Consider the following 19,162-nt stretch of genomic DNA (forward strand, 5'->3'; position numbering starts at 1 on the left):
CCCCGATGAGAACCCTCCGCTCCCTGCTGGCCCTCGCCGTCCTGGGCACCGCGTCCGCGTGCCACACTGCCGCGCGTCCCCCCGTGTCCCCCCCGCCGCCTCCGACCGAGGCCACGCACACCGCCGAGTCGGGCGGAACGCTCGGCCCGGGTGACGTGGTGGAGGTGCGCGTCTTCCAGGAGCCGGACCACTCCGGCACGTGGCGCGTGTCCCCCGAGGGCACCATCGACTACCCGCTGTGCAACAAGGTCCCCCTGGAGGGCCGCACGTCCAGCGGCGCCGCGGACGCGCTCCAGGAGTGCCTGTCGCACTACCTGCGGCACCCGCAGGTTTCGGTGCTCATTCGCGAGTACAACTCGCGGAAGGTCTTCGTCTTCGGCGAGGTGCAGAAGCCCGGCACGTTCCCCGTGGACGGGCGCATGTCCATCATCCAGGCCATCACCCTGGCCGGCGGCTTCACCAAGCTGGCGGCGAAGAACAACACACAGGTGACGCGGGTGGTGGACGGGCAGGAGCGGAAGATCCGCGTGCCGGTGGAGGACATCGGCGCCGGCCGGGAGAAGAACTTCCTCCTCCAGCCGGACGACATCGTCATGGTGCCGGAGAGCTTCTTCTAGGGCGGCGTCCAGCCGACCTCGTCAAGGAAGCGCCGCGCCTCGGCCTGAAGCGTGGGAGCCAGCAGCGGCGCTCCAGCCATCACGTCGCCGCGGAGCACGTCGAACGGGGCGCCGCTGAGGTGGGTGATGACGCCGCCCGCCTCCTGCACCAGCAGCGAGCCCGCCGCGATGTCCCACGGATTGAGGCCGAACTCGAAGAAGCCGTCAAAGCGCCCCGCCGCCACGTATGCCAGGTCCAGCGCCGCGCTGCCGGTGCGCCGCATTCCTTGCGCGCGAATCACGAAGCGCGCGAACAGACCCACCGGCCCGTGCGGACGCTCCCGCACGTCGTAGGGGAACCCCGTGCACAGCAGCGCGTGCTCCAGCGTCGCGGTGGCGCTGGCTCGCAGCGGGCGGCCGTTGAGTGTGGCGCCCTCGCCTCGGGCCGCGGAGAACAACTCGTCTCGCATCGGGTCATAGACGGCGCCCGCGATGACACCGCCGGGCCCCTCCACCGCCACGCTCACGCAGAAGTGCGGCACGTGGTGCGAGTAGTTCGTGGTGCCATCGAGCGGATCCACCAGCCAGCGAAGGCCGCTGGCCCCCTGCGTGGCGCCGCTCTCCTCCGCGAGGATGGCGTGGTGCGGATGACGCTCGCGCAGGAAGGCCAGGAGCACCTCCTCCGAGGCCCGGTCCGCGTCCGTCACCAGGTCGATGCCGCCCTTGAACTCGATGGAGCGCTCCCCATGGAAGCGCTCCGCGAGGACGCGGCCAGCAAGCCGAGCGCCCTCCTCGGCCGTTCGCCGCAGGGCCGAGGGTGTCTCCGAAGCCATCACGCCTCCGATGCTCACCGCTTCGCGGGCTCGGCGAGCAGCTCCTCGATTTCCGTCTGGTAGAGCTGGAGGAAGTCCTCCGCGAAGCCCTCCCGGACGTGGCGGACCACGCCCCGACGATCAATCAGGAAGCTGGTGGGCATGACCCGGACCTTCAACGTGCGCTCGGCCACCTGCGCGTTGGCGTCCTGGAGGATGGGCAGCGTCACCTTCGTCTCCTGGAGGAACGGAGCGATGGCGCGAGGGTCCTCATCCACGTTGAGCGCGTACACCTTGAGGCCCTTGGGGCCGTACTCGCGAGCGAGCGCCTCGTAGGTGGGGAGCGCGTCCCGGCACGGCTCGCACCAGGTGGCCCAGACGTCGAGCAGCACCACGTTCCCCCGCTCGCTGGCGAAGTCATAGGGCTCGCCGCCGGGGTAGCGCGTCACGCGGAACGACAGGGGCGCGCCGCCCTGGCTGCCCTGCCCCGCCTCCTGCGTGCGGTCAGTCAGCGGAGGCATGGACGGAGCAGCGGCGCAGCCTCCGAGCATCAGGGCGCCCACCAGCAGGGACACGACGTGCCGCATGTCAGGACTCCTTTCCGGCGCGAGCGCGCAGCGCGGCCAGCAACTTGTCGATGAAGCCACCGAAGGCTCCGTTGCTCATCACGAGGAGCACGTCACCTGGACGCGCCTCACGGGCCACCCGTTCCACCAACGTGGGCACGTCCGTGGCGCCGTCCGCGGCGATGCCCTGCTCCGACAGCGCGTTCACGAGCCGAGGCACATCCAGCTCCTCGCCCACGGGCACCTTGTCGTGGCGCTCGGGCACCTTGAGGCTGGCGCGCGCGGCGCCGGTGAAGGCGTGCGCGTAGTCCTCCTGGTGGATGTTGCGGCGGCTGGTGTTCGAGCGGGGCTCGAAGATGGCCCACAGCCGTCGCTCCGGGTAGCGGTGGCGGACGGCGAAGATGGTCTCTCGCACGGCGGTTGGATGGTGGGCGAAATCATCCACCACGAGCACCCCGTCCACCTCGGCGCGCACCTCTTGGCGGCGCTTCACGCCGGCGAAGGTGGCGAGCCCCTTGCGAATCTCATCGAAGGACAGGCCCAGGCCGCGGGCGGCGGCGATGACGCTGAGCGCGTTCTCTACGTTGTGCAGGCCGCCCATGGGCAGCGTGGCCACGCCGAGCGACTGACCGCGCTCCATCACCTCGAAGCGCGCGCCCTCCGGCCCGAACGAGACACCGCGCGGCGTGTAGTCCGCGTCCGCGCCCTCCTTCGCCACGTACGTCACCACGGGAGCCGTGGCACCGCGCGCGATGCGCACCGCGTTCGGATACGCGGCGCAGACGACGAGCTGTCCGTCGCGCGGGACGAGCCGCACGAACTTCTCGAAGGTGGCCTCGTAGTGGGGCAGGTCGCGGAAGATGTCCGCGTGGTCGAACTCCACGCTCGTGACGATGGCCGTGCGCGGGCGGTAGTGGAGGAACTTGGAGCCCTTGTCCCAGTAGGCCGTGTCGTACTCGTCGCCCTCGACGACGAAGTGCGGACCTTTGCCCACGCGGTAGTTGCCCGCGTAGTTCTGCGTGACGCCACCCACGAGGAAGGAGGGGTCCTTGCCCGCCTCCACCAGCACGTGGGCCATGAGCGAGGACGTCGTCGTCTTGCCGTGGGTGCCGGCCACGACCACCGAGTGCGCACGCTCGAGGAACAGCGAGCCCAGCGCGGCGGGGAAGCTCATCTGGCGCAGACCGCGCTCGCGCACGGCGGTGGCCTCGGGGTTCACCCGGCGGATGACGTTCCCGATGATGACGAGGTCGGGCCGAGCCGCGTCCAGGTTCTCCGGACGGTACGGCGTGAGGACGGGGATGCCCCACGCCTGGAGCATGTCGCTCATGGGCGGGTAGACGTTCTCGTCGCTGCCCGTGACGTCGTAGCCCGCGGCCTTGAGCATGCCGCCGAAGGAGCCCATGCCGGTGCCCGCCACGCCCACCAGGTGGACGCGACGCACGCTGGAGGGGTCGAGGGTATCGAGGACGTTGCCGTTGTCGTCAGCCATGCTTTCCCTGCTGGAGGTCGGAGAGTCCGAGCGCGTCCACGACGAGGTCGTGGAAGATGGGGCGGAAGTCGCGGATGCGCAGGTCCTGGCGGCCATTCGCCACGCGGTTGGTGAGGAGCACCACCACCAGCGAGCGGCGCAAGTCCACCCAGAGGCTGGTGCCCGTGAAGCCCAGGTGGCCCACGGCGCCCGGAGGCGTGTCCCCCAGGAACGTGCCCGCGCTGGAGATACCCGCCGAGGGCGAATCAAAGCCCATGGAGCGAGTGCTGCCCGGGAGCAGCGGATCCGTCGCGAGCAGGCGGTGCCACAAAGGCCCCGGCGCGAGGATGGCATTGCCCGAGCAGCCCTCGAGGATGGCCTGCCCGAACCGAGCCACGTCCACCGCGGTGCCGAACAGGCCCGCGTGCCCCGCGACGCCATCCATCACCCAGGCGTTGTCGTCATCGACCTCACCGGGGCGAGTGGGCGCGGCCGGAACGTCCTTCCACATCGACTCCTGGCCCGGAGCGGGCTCGCGAGGCCGAGTGGCACCCGTGGGGGCCGTCGAGCCGTCCACGGGGAGGTCCGTGAGGCGGTGGAATCGGGCGGAGAGGCCAAGCGGCTCCGCGATGTAGCGGGAGAAGAGCGTGTCGAGCGGCGCGCCACCGGCCCGCGAAAGAATCTCTCCCAGGAGGATGAACCCCACGTCGCTGTAGGCCGTCTGCGCGCGAGGCGCGGCGACGAGCGGCGTGGCGGCAGCGGCGGTGATGACCTCCTCACGGACGCGTGCGCGCACGGACGCGGAACAGCCCGCATCGAGCAACTCGGGATGCGCGGTGATGGCGCGAGCGAAGAACGGAACGAAGGGAGGCAGGCCCGAGCGGTGGTACAGCAAGTCCGCGACGGTGACGCCCGCATCCCCCACGGGCGAGCCAGGGAAGTACCGGGACACGAGCGTCTCGGGCCCCACCTTGCCCTCGGTCCACAGTCGAAGGAAGAGCGCGGTCGTGCAGACGACCTTGGTGAGCGAAGCGAGGTCGAAGCGAGTCTCGCCCGTGGTCTTCCCGGAGACACCGCCGAAGACCTGCGCGCCGCGAAGGAGCACCACGCACTGGGCCGAAGGGAAGATGCCAAGCCCGACGGCCTCATCGAGCACCGACTGGAGATTCGCGAGGGGATGCGTGCTCATGCGGGGCTCACCGCGCCTTCGAGGAACGTGAGGCGAGCGGCGTCCGCGTCCAGCCGAACACGGGTGCCAAGCGCCACGGGCTGATTGATGGCCCCATGTCCGATGGGGAATCCCGCGGCGCAAGGCAGCCCTGTCTCGCGAGCCAGGTCCCGCAGCACATCCGCGCACGAGTACGGGGCATCCTTCTCCTCGCAGGACGTGAAGTCCCCCAGGACGATGCCGCGAACCCGAGAGAAGACCCCCGCGAGCCGCAGATGGGTCCACATGCGGTCGATGCGGTACGGGCGCTCGGTGACGTCCTCCAGGAGCAACACCGAGCCATCGAGCGGCGGCAGATACGGCGTGCCGAGCAGCCGCGAGAACACGGAGAGGTTGCCCCCCACGAGCGTCCCCTCGGCGGCCCCCGGGACATATGTGTCCGTGCCGGAGAGCGAAGGCGGAGCCTCGGGGGATTCAAGGAGCCGGAACAGCGCCGAGCGAACCTCCGCGGGCTGCTTCCCGAGCTGGGTCAGCACCGGAGCGTGGATGGACACGCGCCCCTGGGCCTGCAGAGCACAGTGGACCGAAGTGAGGTCGGAGAAGCCAACGAAGGCAGGGGGAGCCGCGTCCGCAAGAGGCAGCAAGGGCAGAAGGCGAGCACTGCCGTAGCCCCCCCGAGCGCAGAAGACAGCGCGAGCCTCGCGATCGCGCAATGCCTGAGCCAGCTCCTCCGAGCGACGAGCGTCCTCGCCCGCCAGGTAGCGATGGGAAGCAAAGAGGTCGGGGCGATGAACCGGGCGGTACCGCTCGGAGAGGACCGCGAGGCCCGCCTCGAAGGTGGGGCGATCAAACGGGCCAGCCGGAGCGACGACGTGGACGGTGTCGCGGGGGTGGAGCGGAAGGGGCTTGAGCCAGCGCACGGGCGCTTCATAGCACCGGGTGCACGGACCCAGCCCTGAATCCGGGGGGGCACACGCGAAGCGTTGAGTCCCCCGGTGGTCCAGCCCCGAACACAGCAACCGCCCGTCCCCTCCCCTCCCCCACGGAGCCCAAGCAAGCCAGACCTAGGAGGCCGAGCGCTCCAGTACCGCCGCGAAGAACCCGTCTGTGCCGTGGCGATGCGGCACGACGAACAAGCAGCCATCTCGCAAGCACTCTTCCGAGAGCCAACCCGCCCCCGGCCGCACGAGGGAGAAGTCCGACCGAGCGGCGAGGAAGTCACGGACCTGCGCCAGGTTCTCCGCGTGATTGAGCGTGCACGTGGCGTACACGAGCCGGCCGCCGGGGCGAACCAGCGCGGCGGCCCGAGCCAGGATGTCGCGCTGGACGGGGACCCAGCGAGTCAGCACCTCGGGAGTCAGGAGGAAGCGCAGGTCCGGCCCTCGGCGCAGGGCCCCCAGCTCGGAGCACGGAACGTCCACGAGGACGCGGTCGGCGCCAAGGCCTGGAGCAGGAGGCTCCCGAAGGATTTGGACATGCTCCAGCCCGGCACGAGCGGCGCGTTCCCGAAGGCGCTCCAGCCGAGCGAAATCCGGGTCATAGGCAAGCAGCCGGCCATGGTCGCCCATGGCAGCCCCGAGCATCAAGGTCTTCCCGCCAGCGCCCGCGCACAGGTCGACCACGGACTCGCCCGGACGAGCCTCCACGAGGAGGCCCAGGAGTTGGCTCCCCTCGTCTTGGACCTCGAACAGCCCGTCGCGAAGAGACTGGAGGCCATACAGGTTGGGGCGGGGCCCCTCGATGTGGAGCGCGAGCGGACTCCAAGAGCCGGGGCGCGTGGCAACGCCCTCGGAGCGAAGGCGCTCGGCAAGGGCGTCCCGAGAGATCCGGAGCGAGTTGACCCGGAGGGTGATGGGCCCCGGGACATTGAGGTGGGCACAGAAGTCCTCGGCCTCGGAGCCAAGTTCGCGAGCGAAGTGGTCCGCGAGCCAGTCCGGGAGAGAAGCCCGAAGCGCCAGGGAGGGAGGCTCAGAGCCCTGGAGCATTGGAGGGGCAGTCGAGCCCAGTCCAGCCCAGGCAGCGGCATCGGCCTCGGAGACCCCGGCCAGTCCGCGGAGCAGCGCGAAGACGAGCAGCGCAGGGGGTGCATCCTCTCGGCCCAGGAGGAAGCCAAGGCGACGGCGCCACAGGCCCACGTTGAAGACAGCTTCCTTGAGGGCCTGGCGCTGGTCCCGGGAGAGGTCGCGGTGGGCTCGAAGGGAGCGGTCCACGACGCGCTCAGCGGGTGAGCCCGCGAGGACGAGGGCCACGGCGTCAGAGACGACAGGGGCGATGCCAGCGAGGGCGGCCCAGGGTTGAAGGCGAAGACGATCGAACGGGCGAAACGGGACTGTTGACAGGGCGGGCTCCGTTCTCTAAATACCCGCTTCGTCACGGCGGCGCACCGCCGGGGCGGACATATTCCCCGATAGCTCAGCTGGTAGAGCGGGTGACTGTTAATCACCATGTCCGTGGTTCGAGTCCACGTCGGGGAGCTAACTGAAAGGCCCTGCAAACCGTTAGGGCCTTTTTGTTTAACACGGGCCTCGCGATGAATATCGCGGGGCCTTCGTGCTTAAACCCCTGAATCACAAGGGATTTTGCCTCGCCGCGATGAAGAGGGCGCCCTCTGCGCTCTGCACCCCAGAGCGAGACACCTGCCCTTCTCGACTGCCCAATGGCCTCTCGAAGGCGCTCTTTGGCCCAATTTGGGGAGAGAGGGGTAGAGAGCGTTTAACAGGTGCTGTTAACTTTTGGGGCGGCGTTTAATAGCATTCTCTTGGTGCCCTGCTCTTTCCGCTTTGCGGTTCCTGGGAGGGCGGCTCTCGCCGCTTTCCAGTTTCATCTTTTGCATGTTTTGCTTGCCCCAAGGGGCAACGCGATGCCAGCAGAGGCCTCTCCAAACAAGCACTGCCAGTAAAGACATTCTCCGCACCACTGCTCCAGCGGCCTCCGCCGCCGGTTCACGCGACACTCGCCATTGTCGCGAAGCGGTCGCGCCACATCGAGAAACTCCTCGGAGCCTCAAGTTTCCGAGAAGCGCCTGCTCATCGCGTGGCCTCGTGAAGCTGCCGACCTTCCCCCGCGCGTGGTGGCCTCACACTCAGAGCAGAGTGTCGAGACGCGACCCAGCAGAATGTTTACAGCTGTACCGTCGTACACTAGGGTCCCGCGGAAATGCTGAAAGTGCGAGTGTTTCGTTTGTTCGTGCTAGCGGCGGCCCTCGCGGTGCCTGGAATTGCCCGCGCGCAGGTCGTCGTCGGCCTCTATCCGGTTCAGGGAAAGATTGAGCCGCGGTTCCTCAGTGACGCCGAAGGGCTCATCGTGTCTGGAGTCCGAGACAGTGACCGGCGGAGGGGGGCATTCATCCTGCGAGGCCCCGTGCCATTAAAGGCAGCGTGTGAGCCCACGGTTACCACGGAGTGCCTGGCCAGGCTCGGGCGGGGAGGCGCCATCCTCTACGCCGAGGCGGCGATGGATGGGGGGGCAGTCTCGGTCTCCCTCTCACTCATCACCGGCCAGCAGCAGCGCACACCTCCCGTCCACTTCCGATTTACCCCCGGATTCGTCGACCAGAGGCCCGCTCACTTTGCGGTGGAGCAACTCGAGAAATCCCTCGCGGACCTGACGCGGCCCACGGCCTCAAACAGTGTCGCTCCCGGGGTTGCCTCCCCCTCCCCCCAGGCCAAGGCTCACCCCGCCGCAGAGGCACAACCTGCTCCCATCACAGGCACGCCGACGGCCGTCGCGACAGCGGACGCCTCGAAGGAGGACGCCCTTGAGCCCGCAGTCCAAGGGGGGCTGGATGAACAGGCGGCGCCGAGTTCGTCCAAGTGGATGCGGACGACGGGCATCTACGCGTCGATGGGTGGCGCAGTGCTCCTCGGTACGGGTGGATTCTTCGGGCTGCGCAGCCGAGCCATGAACAAGGACCTCTCGCGCCGGTACTCCGAAGGACGCCTGGTGCCGGGCGACCACTCGAAGTTCGGCCAAGTCAAGACATACAATACGCTGGCGAACACCCTGATGATTGGTGGCGGGATTGTCGCCCTCACAGGGCTCTCCTTCTGGGGCCTGTCCGGAGTGTCATTCGACTCGGATGGACAGGGTGGCGGAAACATCAGCGTGAGGGGGCGGTGGTGATTCGTTCATTCGTGATGTGTGGCGCGGTGCTCTTTCTGGCATGTACGAAGGTCCCCGAGGGACTCTGCGATACCGAGGCGGACTGCTCGGCAGGGCTGAGCTGCCAAGAGGGTGTCTGCGTCGGATGTAGCGGGGATGGTGAATGTCACGCGTGGGAGGCCTGTGGCAAGGACCGCCGCTGCGCGCTGCGGGAGGGCAGGTGCGCGACCCAGATGAACTGCAAGGAATTGGAGTCCTGCTCGGACGAACACACCTGTGTAGTCGCAGCGGGCCGCTGCACGATGGAAGCGGACTGCCAAGCATACGAGTCCTGTAACTACACGACGAATCGGTGTGTCCTACAGCCCAACCGGTGCAATACTGCCACCGACTGCGGGAGCGGGTCTCTATGGGGGGTCTCCTGCGGAGCCACCCATCAGTGCATGGGCACGCCACCTCCGGCCGGGAAGGACATTCTTCTCGCAGGAACCCTCGAAGAAGGCGCGTGTTTCATGGAGGCGTTCTCGAGCATCCTCACCCCCACCCAAGTACAAGTAGGCTTGGGATGCGACACTTCCAATTACAGGCTCGCCCCCAACGGCCTCATTTACTACATCTATTTGAAGCCCGCTATAACGCAACTAAAGCTCTTCGTTCCGGACTCATTCAAGTATGAGCTAGGTGCTCTCACTTATCCTTCGGACCCCATCAAGAATGACATCGTGGTTCCGACGCCGAAATGCAGCACGAGCAGCGTCACCGATTACCTCATACAGGCAGGCACCGGTAGCATCGCATATACCTGCGGCCCCTCTAAGGATGGTCCCATCGAGTACCACACCCTCCAGGGAGCCGTCTTGACGTCCTCGTACATACCTGCCGCCTGGAACGCCGACGACTTCATTCTCGCTCACGGCAAATTCCATACAGACATGGTTGTCCTCTCCCCGGACCGCACAGCCATCCAAGTCACCGGGTTGCCCAAGTCGTGGACATACCCAATAGATGCGCGCGCGCATCCGACGGGCTTCTGGTTCGCGACCTTCGACTACGTGCTGGGCGAGCAGTTGTGGCACATCGACAACCAGGGGGTCGCGACCCTCAAGGGCAAGTATGGCGACTTCCCTAGTGGGGCGCCTGCGGGCGCCGCCGGAATTCTGGACAGCGAGGGGGCGCTCTACACATGGAGCCTCATGTCGCCCTACGATGCCATCGTCAAACGACCGTTCGACGGCTCCACCGGGACAGTGGTGTACACCGAAGCGTCCGCTCAAGGGGTCGTCAACAGAGATTCGAAGTTCACGCGACTGTTCAACCTCATGCACAGCTCGAAGATATTCAGAGGCCCGTAGTCCTTGGCGGGGCCCCCGGGGACAAACGTCCCCGGGCTCCACTCAGCGATGAGCTTGTCCCGGCTCCGTGACTCTCCCGCGATTCATCTGGCGCCCCTCATGGGCATGCGATGACGCAGCAGGCGACCCGGGCGAATAGCCCTTGGCAATGGAAACACCGTACCTCCTGCATAGCTGTCGCGTGAAGCGGGTAACTCGCGTCGATGTTGTGGATGTCGTCCTTGTGTCGCATCTCAAGGGCACCGGTGCCTGGTGTCCCTTCTGCCAGCCGCGAAGCAGTCGGTGCAAGGCAGCTACGTCCGACGCCCTGTTCTGCTTCTGCTGATTCTTCATCTCCACCTCACACGGGGGGCTTATCCCTCAGAGAGGTGTCTCAAGAAATCGTGGGGCGAAGGACACCCTATTGACCATGCTTGCAAAACCACTCCCCAGCGTACATGACCCCTTGCCGAATGAGTCTGTGAATCCGACGATTGATGTTGGCTCGCTGTATATTGTCGTGGGGATTGAGGGAGTGTCGTTTCGGGTGGTTGATTCTGATGGTGAGCCCATCTTAATTCCTATTTTTCTGTTTGAGGTAGTTGATGACTGGGTGCCGGAGGACTGGGCTCAAAAGGTGTGGCTATCTGATGATTGGACTTCATTTGGGGCGCCGGAGTTGATGGCTCGTGGCTTCTTTGAAGATTGGCATGATGGCGACACCCATGTGAGACGAGTCTTCGCTGGCGTCTATGAGAAATTATGGAGCCATTATGCAGAATTGTTGATTGGTCAGCCGTATGTTTTGAAGGACGGCACGTGAGCTAACCAGGCGCCTCTCCGTGCGTCCGTCGTCGAGGAGTCGCGCCTGCAATACCAGGCTCGTCCTCACTCCAGCCTCGGCTACCTCACGCCTCTGGAAACTCGACGAAAACGTGAAGCAGCGGTACCCAACCCATCCCGACGGAGCCAGTGAGCGTCAAGGTAGATGTCGCGAGAGAGGATTCAGCCGATGTGCTTCAGCTCCTGCACAGCCGGAGGGAGAGAGGGAGAGGGGCCGAGACGGACGAGGCCATCTGGTGTCCAGTTGCGAGTGGCGCGGCTCCAACGCGCAGGGTGACGGGCTCGGGCGCGCTGGAATACCCGGTGGCGTCGAGTCAGCAGCGCTACATCGCGGCCAGCAGCTTCTTCAACCGGGCATTCTCCGTCTCCAGTTGCTTCAGTCGCTTCGTGTCGTTGGCGTCCATGCCCCCGAAGCGCTTGCGCCACGCGTACACCGTCGGCTCGCTCACCCCGTGCTTCTTCGCGGTCTCCGGCACCGAGGTCCGCTCCGCCTCGCGCAGAATCGCGACCATCTGCTCCTCGCTGAACCGACTCTTCTTCACCGCCTGCCTCCGTCGTACCCGGAGCGCCATCCTCTCAAGCTTCAGCTGGTCCGAAAATCCCAGGGCATGTCACCTGCAAAGGGGGCACGGTTATGGTGGTTGCAATGGGCCTCTGATCCATGCGGCGTCATGCCGCTTCATCGGATCCCGCCCTCCCACGAGGCTGTCAGTCAATTTGCAGCCAGCTCCCGAACGGCTCGCCAACCAGCATGGAGGTGAGCAGCCAGGCACAGACGTCGTCCTCGAAGACGAAGCCGCTGCCATCCGTGTTCTTCGGTAGAGCGACGCTACTGGCCACCGGCGCCTCCCCTGGTTGGGCGTGAGGTTCCCCGCAGATCCTCGAGTTCACGCCACCCCGGTACGTGCGCACTCATGAGTGCCTTGAAGAGGCGCCCATGGGTCGGTACGCGCAGGTGCAGCATCTCGTGGGCGATGACGAAGTCCTGGAAGCGCGGGTCCTGGTCGACGAGATCGCTCGCCAGCGTGACGGTACCTGCGGACGAGCACGAGCCCCACTTCCGCCGCATTTCCTGCACGCGGATGACCTTCGGGTTTACGCGCAGCTTCACCGCCCAAGCCAAGGCTCGGCGTCGAAGTTCCTGCGTGGGATAGAGGGAACTCTTCATCATTGGCTACTCGGCAAGAAGCGTCGCGACAACCACGTCGACAACGCGAGAGCGCTCGTCCTTCTGGAGCGCCAGCAAGGGGCGGTAGAGGCCGGCGCGCAGTCGGCGCTGCTCGTCAGCGTTCACCACCGCGTTGGGGAAGCGAGCGAGGAGCGCCTCGGCCTCCTTGGCGAGGTCCATGGGCGAGACGCTCGACTGCTTCAGCGCTGCGTCATCACGCAGGCCCCAGAACACCGAGAAGGCGCGCGTGGAGAGCCCGCTCTCCTTGGCGGACTTCATCGCCGCCTCCTTCTCGGCGGCGAGCGCCGCGAGGAGGTCCATCGCCGCGAGTCCGTCGATCTTGCGAGTCTCGAGGTCCTTCAAAATGCGGTCGGCGCGGTCCTTCAACGGGTTCAGGACAGGTGCCGCGCTCGGGTCGTCGTCGATGTCCTTCTGGAGCCCGCGCACCAGGTTGAAGACCTTGCCTTCATCGGTTCCGTCCTCGCCCCTAAGCGACTCGAGCGTCTTGACGTCGAACGTGATGCTCTTGGTGAGCCGGCCAAGCCCGGCTTGCGTCGCGTTCTCCTCGATGAGGCGCCGCGTCTTGTAGGCGAGGTCAGCGACGAAACCAACCTTGTCCGAGTAGGCGTTGCGCACGGCTGCGTAGAGCTGTGCGAGCCCCTTGAACGTCTTGATGTGATCGCGCAACTCGGGCGACGGCGAGAGGATCTCCCAGAGGTTCTCGATCTCCTTGTAGGCCTCGAAGAACACCTTGCGTACGGCCGGGTCGAGGAACTTGCCATAGACGATCTTCTCGAGACGTTCGTCGGCGCTGCCGCCTTCGCCTGCGTCGAGGTACTCGGTCGCAGCCCTGCCGATCTTCGTCTTGAAGTCGCCCATGAGGACGTCGAGATCCTCGATCACCCCGCTCACATCGGAGGAGTCGAAGCGCAGCGCCTTCTTCAACTCGCGCAACATGCCGACGAAGTCGATGACGAGGCCAATGCGCTTCTGAACACCCTCGGCGTCGACGTAGGGGCGGTTCACGCGGGCGATGGCCTGCAGGAGCACATGGTCCCGCATCGGCTTGTCCAGGTACATGCAGTACAGAAGCGGCGCGTCGTACCCCGTCAACAGTTTGTCCGTGACGATGAGGATCTTGGGAGCCTTGTCGGCCTTCTTAAAGAGGACCCGCACATCCTCCTCTCGCTCCTCGCTGAGCTGGAGCTGAGCGACGAGGGGGCGGTCGATCGCATCAGCAGCGTTCTCCGTGTAGACCGCCTCGGTCCACTCGGGCGGCAATATTCTGTCGAATGCGCGCTTGTACTTCGCGCACGCTTCGCGGCTCACGGCGACGACGAACGCCTTGTAATGCAGCGGGAGTACATTCTCCTTGAAATGCTCCGCGACGAACGCGGCGACCTTCTCGATGCGGTCGTCGGCGGCAAGGAACGTGCGCAGGCCCACGGCGCGGTCGAGGACCTTGTTCAGCTCCTCGATGTCCGTGATGCCCTCGGCGGCGGCGAGGTCGAAGAACTCCTTGTCGAGGAGGTCTACGGGCGCAGCCATCTCGCTCGGCGCCATAACATGCTTGATGGGCAGTGTGGTCTCGTCGGCGATGGACTCGGCGATCGAGTACTTGTCGAGGTAGCCCAGCTCGTCCTGCGTGCCGAAGATTTTGAACGTGCCCTCGCCCTGCGAGTTGCGCGCGATGGGCGTGCCCGTGAAGCCGATGATGGTCGCGTTAGGGACAGCGGCCATCAGGTACGTGCCGAGATCCTTCGCGACCGAGCGATGCGCCTCGTCGATAAAGACGTAGACGTTGTCGCGTAGGCAGCTGTTCTTTCTGATCTCGTCGAACTTATGGATCATCGCGACAATCAGGCCGCGGAAATCACTGTCGAGGAGATGCTGCAGCTCGGCCTTGCTATTGGCTCGCTTGGTCGCGATATCCTGCTTCTGCATCTCGCCGAGCAGGCGCTCGACCCATCCCTTGAGCTGTCCCTCGAGTTCGGTGCGGTCGACGACAAGGAGGACCGTTGCGTTTTTGAAGCGCTCCTTTTCATTGAGGATGAGGCGCGCAGAGGTGAGCAGGGTAAACGTCTTGCCTGAGCCCTGCGTGTGCCAGACCAGCGCGCGCGTCTTCTTCGGGTCGGAGCAGCGGTTGACGATGGCGTCGATGGCGCGCTGCTGGTGCTGCCTGAGAACCGACTTCCGCGTCTCGCTGTCCTGGACGTAGAAGAGAATCCAATGCTGAAGCGTGCGGAGGAAGTCGGTGCGATCAAAAAACGCCTGTACTGCGAACCGGTAGGTCTCCTCGCGCGCCTGCTTCCAGCGCGCCATATCGCGGCGGTTCGCGTTCCAGGTGACACCGTACCAGTAGTCGAGAAGGTGCGTGACGTTGAAGAGCTGTGGCGAGCCGAGCAGTTCGGGCGTCTCCAACTCGTAGCGCCGGAGCTGCTTCACCGCGCGCTCGATCGCGTCGCCGTCCTTCGGGTTCTTATTCTCGACGATGCATACGGGCACGCCGTTAATGACGAACATCACGTCCGCGCGGTTGCCCTTGCGCCGCCCGGCCGGCTTGATTACCCATTCCCAGGTCACATGGAACGAGTTCGCGTCAGTGTTCTCGAAATCGACCAGCTTCACTGAACGGTGGCGATTCTCTGCCTCGTCGTACCACCGCCGCTCGCCGCGCAGCCACGCGAGCATGTCGCGGTTGCCTTCGATGGTCGGCGGGAGCGCGTCGAGCGTCTCGATGACGGAGCGGAGCGCATCCGACGACATCCAGGGGTTGAACATCGTAAGCTTCGCGACCAACTCATCGCGGAAGAGCATCCCGGCATCGCCACCGCGCTTCTCTTTCGAGATTTCCGGGGTGAGTGGCGTCCAGCCGATCTCGACGGCGTGCTTCACCATCGGAAACTGCACGGTGTTGGCTTCGCTGATTTTGAGAGTGCTCATGCTGCAGCCTCCGGCTCGCGAGTCGAAGGCACTCCGAGTGCCGAGAGCTGATCGACCCGGATGGTGGCCGTCAGCAGCTTGTGCAGCAGCGACTTGAAGAGCTCGTCGAGCACGGCTCGTTTTTGCTCGTGCAGGTCGATCATGCGGTCGAGAGCCTCCAGGATGCCGACGATTTCTCGCTGTTCGTCGACGCTGGGTGGAACCGGAAGAGGCAACGAATCAATCGTCCCCGTGTTGAGGTTGTACTTGCCGTCAGCGGCGGGCGTTGCACGGCCGGCAACCAACGACGTCCCGAGCACCGACGCGTAAAAATAGGCAACGTACCGGGAGTCGACGTTCGGCTTGAGACGAGCGCGAATCAGGTAGGACGCGAAGAGTGCCGTCGAGGGGATTCCGCTGTACACTGCGCACGAGCCCAACCGTTCCAGCACGCCGTTCGTGCGAATGAACAGCAGGTCTCCATCCTGGAGAAGATACTTTCTGGCCTCCTCGTCGGGAAGGTCGCAGTACTTAAGCTGCAAGCCATTGACCCGGCCAGGCTCCACGTTTGGAATTCGGAGGACCGGATATCGCTTCTTCTCGAGGGTGCAGTGGATCGATGTGCCGTACTGCAGCCACTCTCGGACCTCGCTGAAATTGACGACATTCCAGCTCTCTGGTACCAGCCCAATTTCGCTTTCCTTCTGCTCCTCACCACGCAAGCCGCGCGTGAAGAGGGTCGTCATGGCAGCGCGCTTGATGTCGCTCGCCAGCACCACCTGCCGTTCTTCCGCGAGAAGCGACGTTCGCACTCCATCCAGAAGCCGGGAGAGCACTCGCTGCTCCGAAAGGTCTATTTCTGGGATCTCGAACTGAAGGTACTCCTGCCAGTCGAGGTTGCGGATGCCCGTCGTGGCACGCTGGAGGGATTCGGTGGCGCCAGCGAGGTAACACGCGTGAAGGAAGAGCGCGACATATCGCGGATCGAAGCGAGCACGATCAATGACGCGAATTGCGGTGGTGAAGTTGCTCGTGAAGTAGATCCTCGCGTCCGGACGGGTGAATAGGGCGACTCGTCCGACCGCCTGCTTGGGTCCGCCGCCCGATCGCTCGATGATAATGTCTTCATCATGCAGACGACGTTCTTCTAGATATCGCGACTCGACATCGAGATCGACGGCGTCCGAGAAGTCGAGCAGGCCGTCGCCACGAAAGTTTGTGCCCCTTATTACGCAGGCAGCCAGTAGCGGAGCTCGCTCGCCCTTCCATAGCCCACTCACCAGCGAAAAAGCGGTCTGGTCATCCAGCCTCGTCATCTTCACGGCTCGCTCTCCACCGAGGCAAGCCGAAGAAGTGCGGGTTCAAGCGTCTGCCAGAGTTCCTCGGTCTTCTTCGACAAGTCGTTAGCTGCCGTTACCAGCTCAGCAATGCGCCGATGGCTGGCCGCTTCGGACTGAGCAGCCCACCGGCTCGGGCTAAGGTTGTAGTCCGAGTCTACAACCTGCTGCTTTGTGATTACAGCAAGCTCACCTTTGATCGGTTCGCCCTTGAGGAAGCTCGCTGCCAAGCCCCGGATGCTCTCATAGGGCAGGTAGTTCTTCGGCTTTCCCTTGAGGAAGTGGCGGCTTGCGTTGAGGAGGACGACGCGCCCCTTGCGAGCAGCAGGCTTCCGTTTGTTCAGGACGATGATCACGCCTGCGGCAGTGGTGTTATAAAATAGATTGTCGGGCAACAGAATCACACCGTCGATCAAGTCGCGGTCGACGAACCACTTGCGGATGTTGCGCTCCTTATCCTCATTCTTCGAGCCCGAGCCGCGTGTCACTGCGCCAGTGTCGAGGACGACAGCAGCGCGCCCATGCTCGTTCAAGCACGCCAGCGTGTGCTGGAGCCACGCCCAGTCTCCCTTGCCTGTCGTGATTCCGCCCGTCGTGCGGAACCGTTCAAATGGGTCGTTCGCAAAGACATCAGGAGCGAACGGCTGGTTCCACATCGGATTCGCGACAACCACGTCGTGCGTTTGGATCTTTCCCTCAGGTGTGCGGAACTTCGGGTTGATCATTGTGTCGCCGCGCGCGAGCTCGATCTGCATGTCATGAATGATCGCGTTCATCTTCGCGACGGCGTAGCTCTCAGCCTGAAGCTCCTGGGCAGTAAGCTTCAGCGGCACCTTGCTCGTCGGGTCGAATTCGCGGGCCACAAGCTGCAGCTTCACGAGGAGGCCCGCGGAGCCGCACGCGTAGTCATGGCAGCACTCACCGGGTTTCGGCCTCATGATGTGGGCCATCAAGAAGCCAACCTCGGTCGGTGTGAAGAACTCGCCAGCGCTCTGCCCCGAGCCCTCTGCGAACTTTCGCAGCAGGTACTCATAGGCGCGCCCCAAGAAGTCGGGCTGCACGTCAGCGAGGCCGAGACGGTAGCGCGGATCGGAGAAGGTCTCGACAACGCCACGCAGCTTGGCGGGGTTGATGTCGCGCTCACCATTTCGCTCGGCGGCGAAATCGACGACGTCGATGACGCCGGAGAGCGACGGGTTCTGCTTCACTACGGCGCGCACAGCCTTCGTGAGGTGCTCGCCGATGTCGCGAGGCTTCTCCTTAGCTGGCCAAGCGAAGGCCTCGCGTTCGTTGATGACCGCCCAGCGCGCTTCGGCTGGCAGGTAGAAGCGCAGGAGCGAGTGATCGCCCTCGGAGATCTCGAGCGCGGTCTCGCGATCGCCGTACTCCTCTGCGAGGCGATTGATCTCATCGTCGAAGACGTCCGAGAGGCGCTTCAAGAAGAGCAGTGGCAGCAGGTAGTCCTTGAACTTCGCCGCATCCTTCTCGCCACGGATTGAGCAGGCAGCATCCCAGAGCATCTGCTCCATCGGCTTTGTGGTCGGGACGGCTGCGGAGGACTTCCCGCGCCGACGCCTCGTCACCTCCGCGGCCGCACTGGGCGCTTCTCGTGCCGTGGCCCCTTCTACCTCGTCGATGCCGGCCTCCTGGGCGAGCGCAGCGATGACCTCACGGGCAGCCTTCTGAGGCTTGCTCAAGCCGCCTTCCCACCGGTTTACCGTCGCGAAGGACACCCCAAGCCGCTCCGCAAGCTGCTCCTGGGTGAGGTTCAGCCTGGCGCGGATCGATCTCAGGGTCGCCGCCAAGGTGGTTGCATCTGTCATGTTTGCTATAATTGCTATATTGCATCATACTGTCAAGAAGGACTGAGTCTGCTCGCCTGCGCAGCTCCTACCCGCCCTCGCTTATCTTCCCCAACATCGCCCGCTGCTCGGCCCACCTCCCGGCTAGGACACTGCCCGGAGGGGCCGCTCATCCATGGGCTCGGAGCCGTAGACGGTCTCAACCTCCAAGACCGCGTCTTGGAGATCCAGCGCCAGTTTCAACGGGGCGAGGAGTTGCGAGACCTGGGTGCGCGTGATCCCGGGCTTCCGCTCGGTGGCTGCACGGTCGGCGACGAGGCGCCGGTTGATGCATTCCGCAGGTGGCGCGCGAGGGCACGCTGCTGCGAGACTTTGGCAGGCCTGCGCACGGGCTCGGGCCTTGATGGCAGCAGTAGGTCGGCAGGTATGACGCTTGAGCCCTTGCGCAGGAACAGCGATGCCGCAATGACGAGAAATCGCTGGGCGGCGGAGTGTCGTTCTCCATAGGCCGCGTCGCGCTCTCGGCGCCGGTCATGCCGCATCCCTCGTGCCGGCAGCAGCGCCAAAGCTCAACAACTCGGCCTCGCAGGCCGGACTCCTCGTTCAAGTACCACCGCGCCACACACGCCAGTCAACAGGCCTAGCGCAGACGGGCCGTGTCGCTCCTGTACCGCACTGGGTTGTTGAGACACCAGGTTGGTCGTAATCAGGCGCGCCTGCCGACGCGCGCCCTGGCTCCTCCAGCATCTACCTCGGCCCCCCACAGCCCACTCAGCCGGCACAGTCAGGGCCGGTACCGCGCCACCTCATGGAAGAATTGCGTGAACGAGTAGTCCAGCAGCGACTGGCGGGACTGCATGTACCGGCGGGCGCGGAGGAAGGGCAGCCAGACGCGCTTGCCCACCCGCACCTGGGACTCTTCCACCTTCTGCCGCAGCACCCATGTCCCGCCCAGCCGCCGCACCAGCATGCCGCCCAGGAAGGCCCCGAGCGCCGGAACCGTGTGCTCGTAGATGAGGTCCCGCTCAAACCGCTCCGGGAAGTT

The 19,162-nt window shown here is 65.1% G+C and carries 15 protein-coding genes, 1 tRNA gene and 1 pseudogene; 5 read left to right on the top strand and 12 right to left on the bottom strand.

Annotation, left to right across the window (positions count from 1 at the left end):
* Positions 1-5: 5 nt before the first annotated feature.
* Positions 6-617 carry a polysaccharide biosynthesis/export family protein gene (locus JGU66_31980; GenBank protein MBJ6765397.1) on the top strand — a complete coding sequence of 204 codons (612 nt, stop codon included), beginning with the start codon at positions 6-8 and terminating at the stop codon, positions 615-617.
* Here the strand turns inward: JGU66_31980 and JGU66_31985 are convergent.
* From JGU66_31985 to JGU66_32010, 6 genes are all read right to left on the bottom strand, one after another.
* The gene (locus JGU66_31985) at positions 614-1,429 is read right to left on the bottom strand and encodes an inositol monophosphatase (GenBank protein ID MBJ6765398.1); all 816 of its coding nucleotides are present in this window, start codon (positions 1,427-1,429) and stop codon (positions 614-616) included. The two genes, JGU66_31980 and JGU66_31985, sit on opposite strands and share 4 nt — an antisense overlap.
* 14 nt (positions 1,430-1,443) lie before the next feature.
* Positions 1,444-1,995 carry a TlpA family protein disulfide reductase gene (locus tag JGU66_31990; protein MBJ6765399.1) on the bottom strand — a complete coding sequence of 184 codons (552 nt, stop codon included), beginning with the start codon at positions 1,993-1,995 and terminating at the stop codon, positions 1,444-1,446.
* 1 nt (position 1,996) lies between these two features.
* Positions 1,997-3,466, bottom strand: coding sequence for a UDP-N-acetylmuramate:L-alanyl-gamma-D-glutamyl-meso-diaminopimelate ligase (gene mpl, locus JGU66_31995; GenBank protein ID MBJ6765400.1), 1,470 nt, complete (start codon positions 3,464-3,466; stop codon positions 1,997-1,999).
* A complete protein-coding gene (locus JGU66_32000; GenBank protein ID MBJ6765401.1) occupies positions 3,459-4,634 on the bottom strand; it encodes a beta-lactamase family protein in 1,176 nt (391 codons plus the stop codon). Before JGU66_32000 ends, mpl begins: the two co-directional genes overlap by 8 nt.
* Complete coding sequence (locus tag JGU66_32005) at positions 4,631-5,533, bottom strand: LD-carboxypeptidase (protein MBJ6765402.1); 903 nt, start codon at positions 5,531-5,533, stop codon at positions 4,631-4,633. Before JGU66_32005 ends, JGU66_32000 begins: the two co-directional genes overlap by 4 nt.
* Positions 5,534-5,677: 144 nt before the next feature.
* Positions 5,678-6,886, bottom strand: a complete 1,209-nt coding sequence (locus tag JGU66_32010; protein MBJ6765403.1) for an RsmB/NOP family class I SAM-dependent RNA methyltransferase — start codon at positions 6,884-6,886, stop codon at positions 5,678-5,680.
* A gap of 128 nt (positions 6,887-7,014) precedes the next feature.
* Here JGU66_32010 and JGU66_32015 point away from each other — a divergent pair.
* From JGU66_32015 to JGU66_32030, 4 genes are all read left to right on the top strand, one after another.
* Positions 7,015-7,087 (top strand) — tRNA-Asn (locus JGU66_32015).
* 682 nt (positions 7,088-7,769) lie between these two features.
* Complete coding sequence (locus JGU66_32020; GenBank protein ID MBJ6765404.1) at positions 7,770-8,735, top strand: hypothetical protein; 966 nt, start codon at positions 7,770-7,772, stop codon at positions 8,733-8,735.
* A 422-nt stretch (positions 8,736-9,157) separates the two neighbouring features.
* On the top strand, positions 9,158-10,066 hold the full coding sequence (locus JGU66_32025; GenBank protein ID MBJ6765405.1) for a hypothetical protein: 909 nt from the start codon (positions 9,158-9,160) through the stop codon (positions 10,064-10,066).
* Between the two features lie 460 nt (positions 10,067-10,526).
* Positions 10,527-10,868: a hypothetical protein gene (locus JGU66_32030; protein MBJ6765406.1), complete on the top strand. Its 342-nt coding sequence runs from the start codon at positions 10,527-10,529 to the stop codon at positions 10,866-10,868.
* 352 nt (positions 10,869-11,220) lie between these two features.
* Here JGU66_32030 and JGU66_32035 read toward each other — a convergent pair.
* The 6 genes and pseudogenes from JGU66_32035 to JGU66_32060 all read right to left on the bottom strand — a co-directional run.
* Positions 11,221-11,430: pseudogene (locus tag JGU66_32035) on the bottom strand (transposase).
* Between the two features lie 287 nt (positions 11,431-11,717).
* Positions 11,718-12,056: a M48 family metallopeptidase gene (locus tag JGU66_32040; protein ID MBJ6765407.1), complete on the bottom strand. Its 339-nt coding sequence runs from the start codon at positions 12,054-12,056 to the stop codon at positions 11,718-11,720.
* 6 nt (positions 12,057-12,062) lie between these two features.
* Positions 12,063-14,999, bottom strand: coding sequence for an HsdR family type I site-specific deoxyribonuclease (locus JGU66_32045; GenBank protein ID MBJ6765408.1), 2,937 nt, complete (start codon positions 14,997-14,999; stop codon positions 12,063-12,065).
* On the bottom strand, positions 14,996-16,300 hold the full coding sequence (locus tag JGU66_32050; GenBank protein ID MBJ6765409.1) for a restriction endonuclease subunit S: 1,305 nt from the start codon (positions 16,298-16,300) through the stop codon (positions 14,996-14,998). Before JGU66_32050 ends, JGU66_32045 begins: the two co-directional genes overlap by 4 nt.
* Positions 16,297-18,120 (bottom strand): N-6 DNA methylase, encoded by a 1,824-nt coding sequence (locus JGU66_32055; protein MBJ6765410.1) that lies wholly within the window; start codon positions 18,118-18,120, stop codon positions 16,297-16,299. The genes JGU66_32050 and JGU66_32055 overlap by 4 nt, the downstream gene beginning before the upstream one ends.
* Before the next feature lie 781 nt (positions 18,121-18,901).
* Positions 18,902-19,162 (bottom strand): hypothetical protein (locus JGU66_32060; protein ID MBJ6765411.1); only part of this gene is annotated, 261 nt, incomplete at its 5' end.

This window comes from Myxococcaceae bacterium JPH2 (assembly GCA_016458225.1).
In the GTDB taxonomy this organism is placed as follows: domain Bacteria; phylum Myxococcota; class Myxococcia; order Myxococcales; family Myxococcaceae; genus Citreicoccus.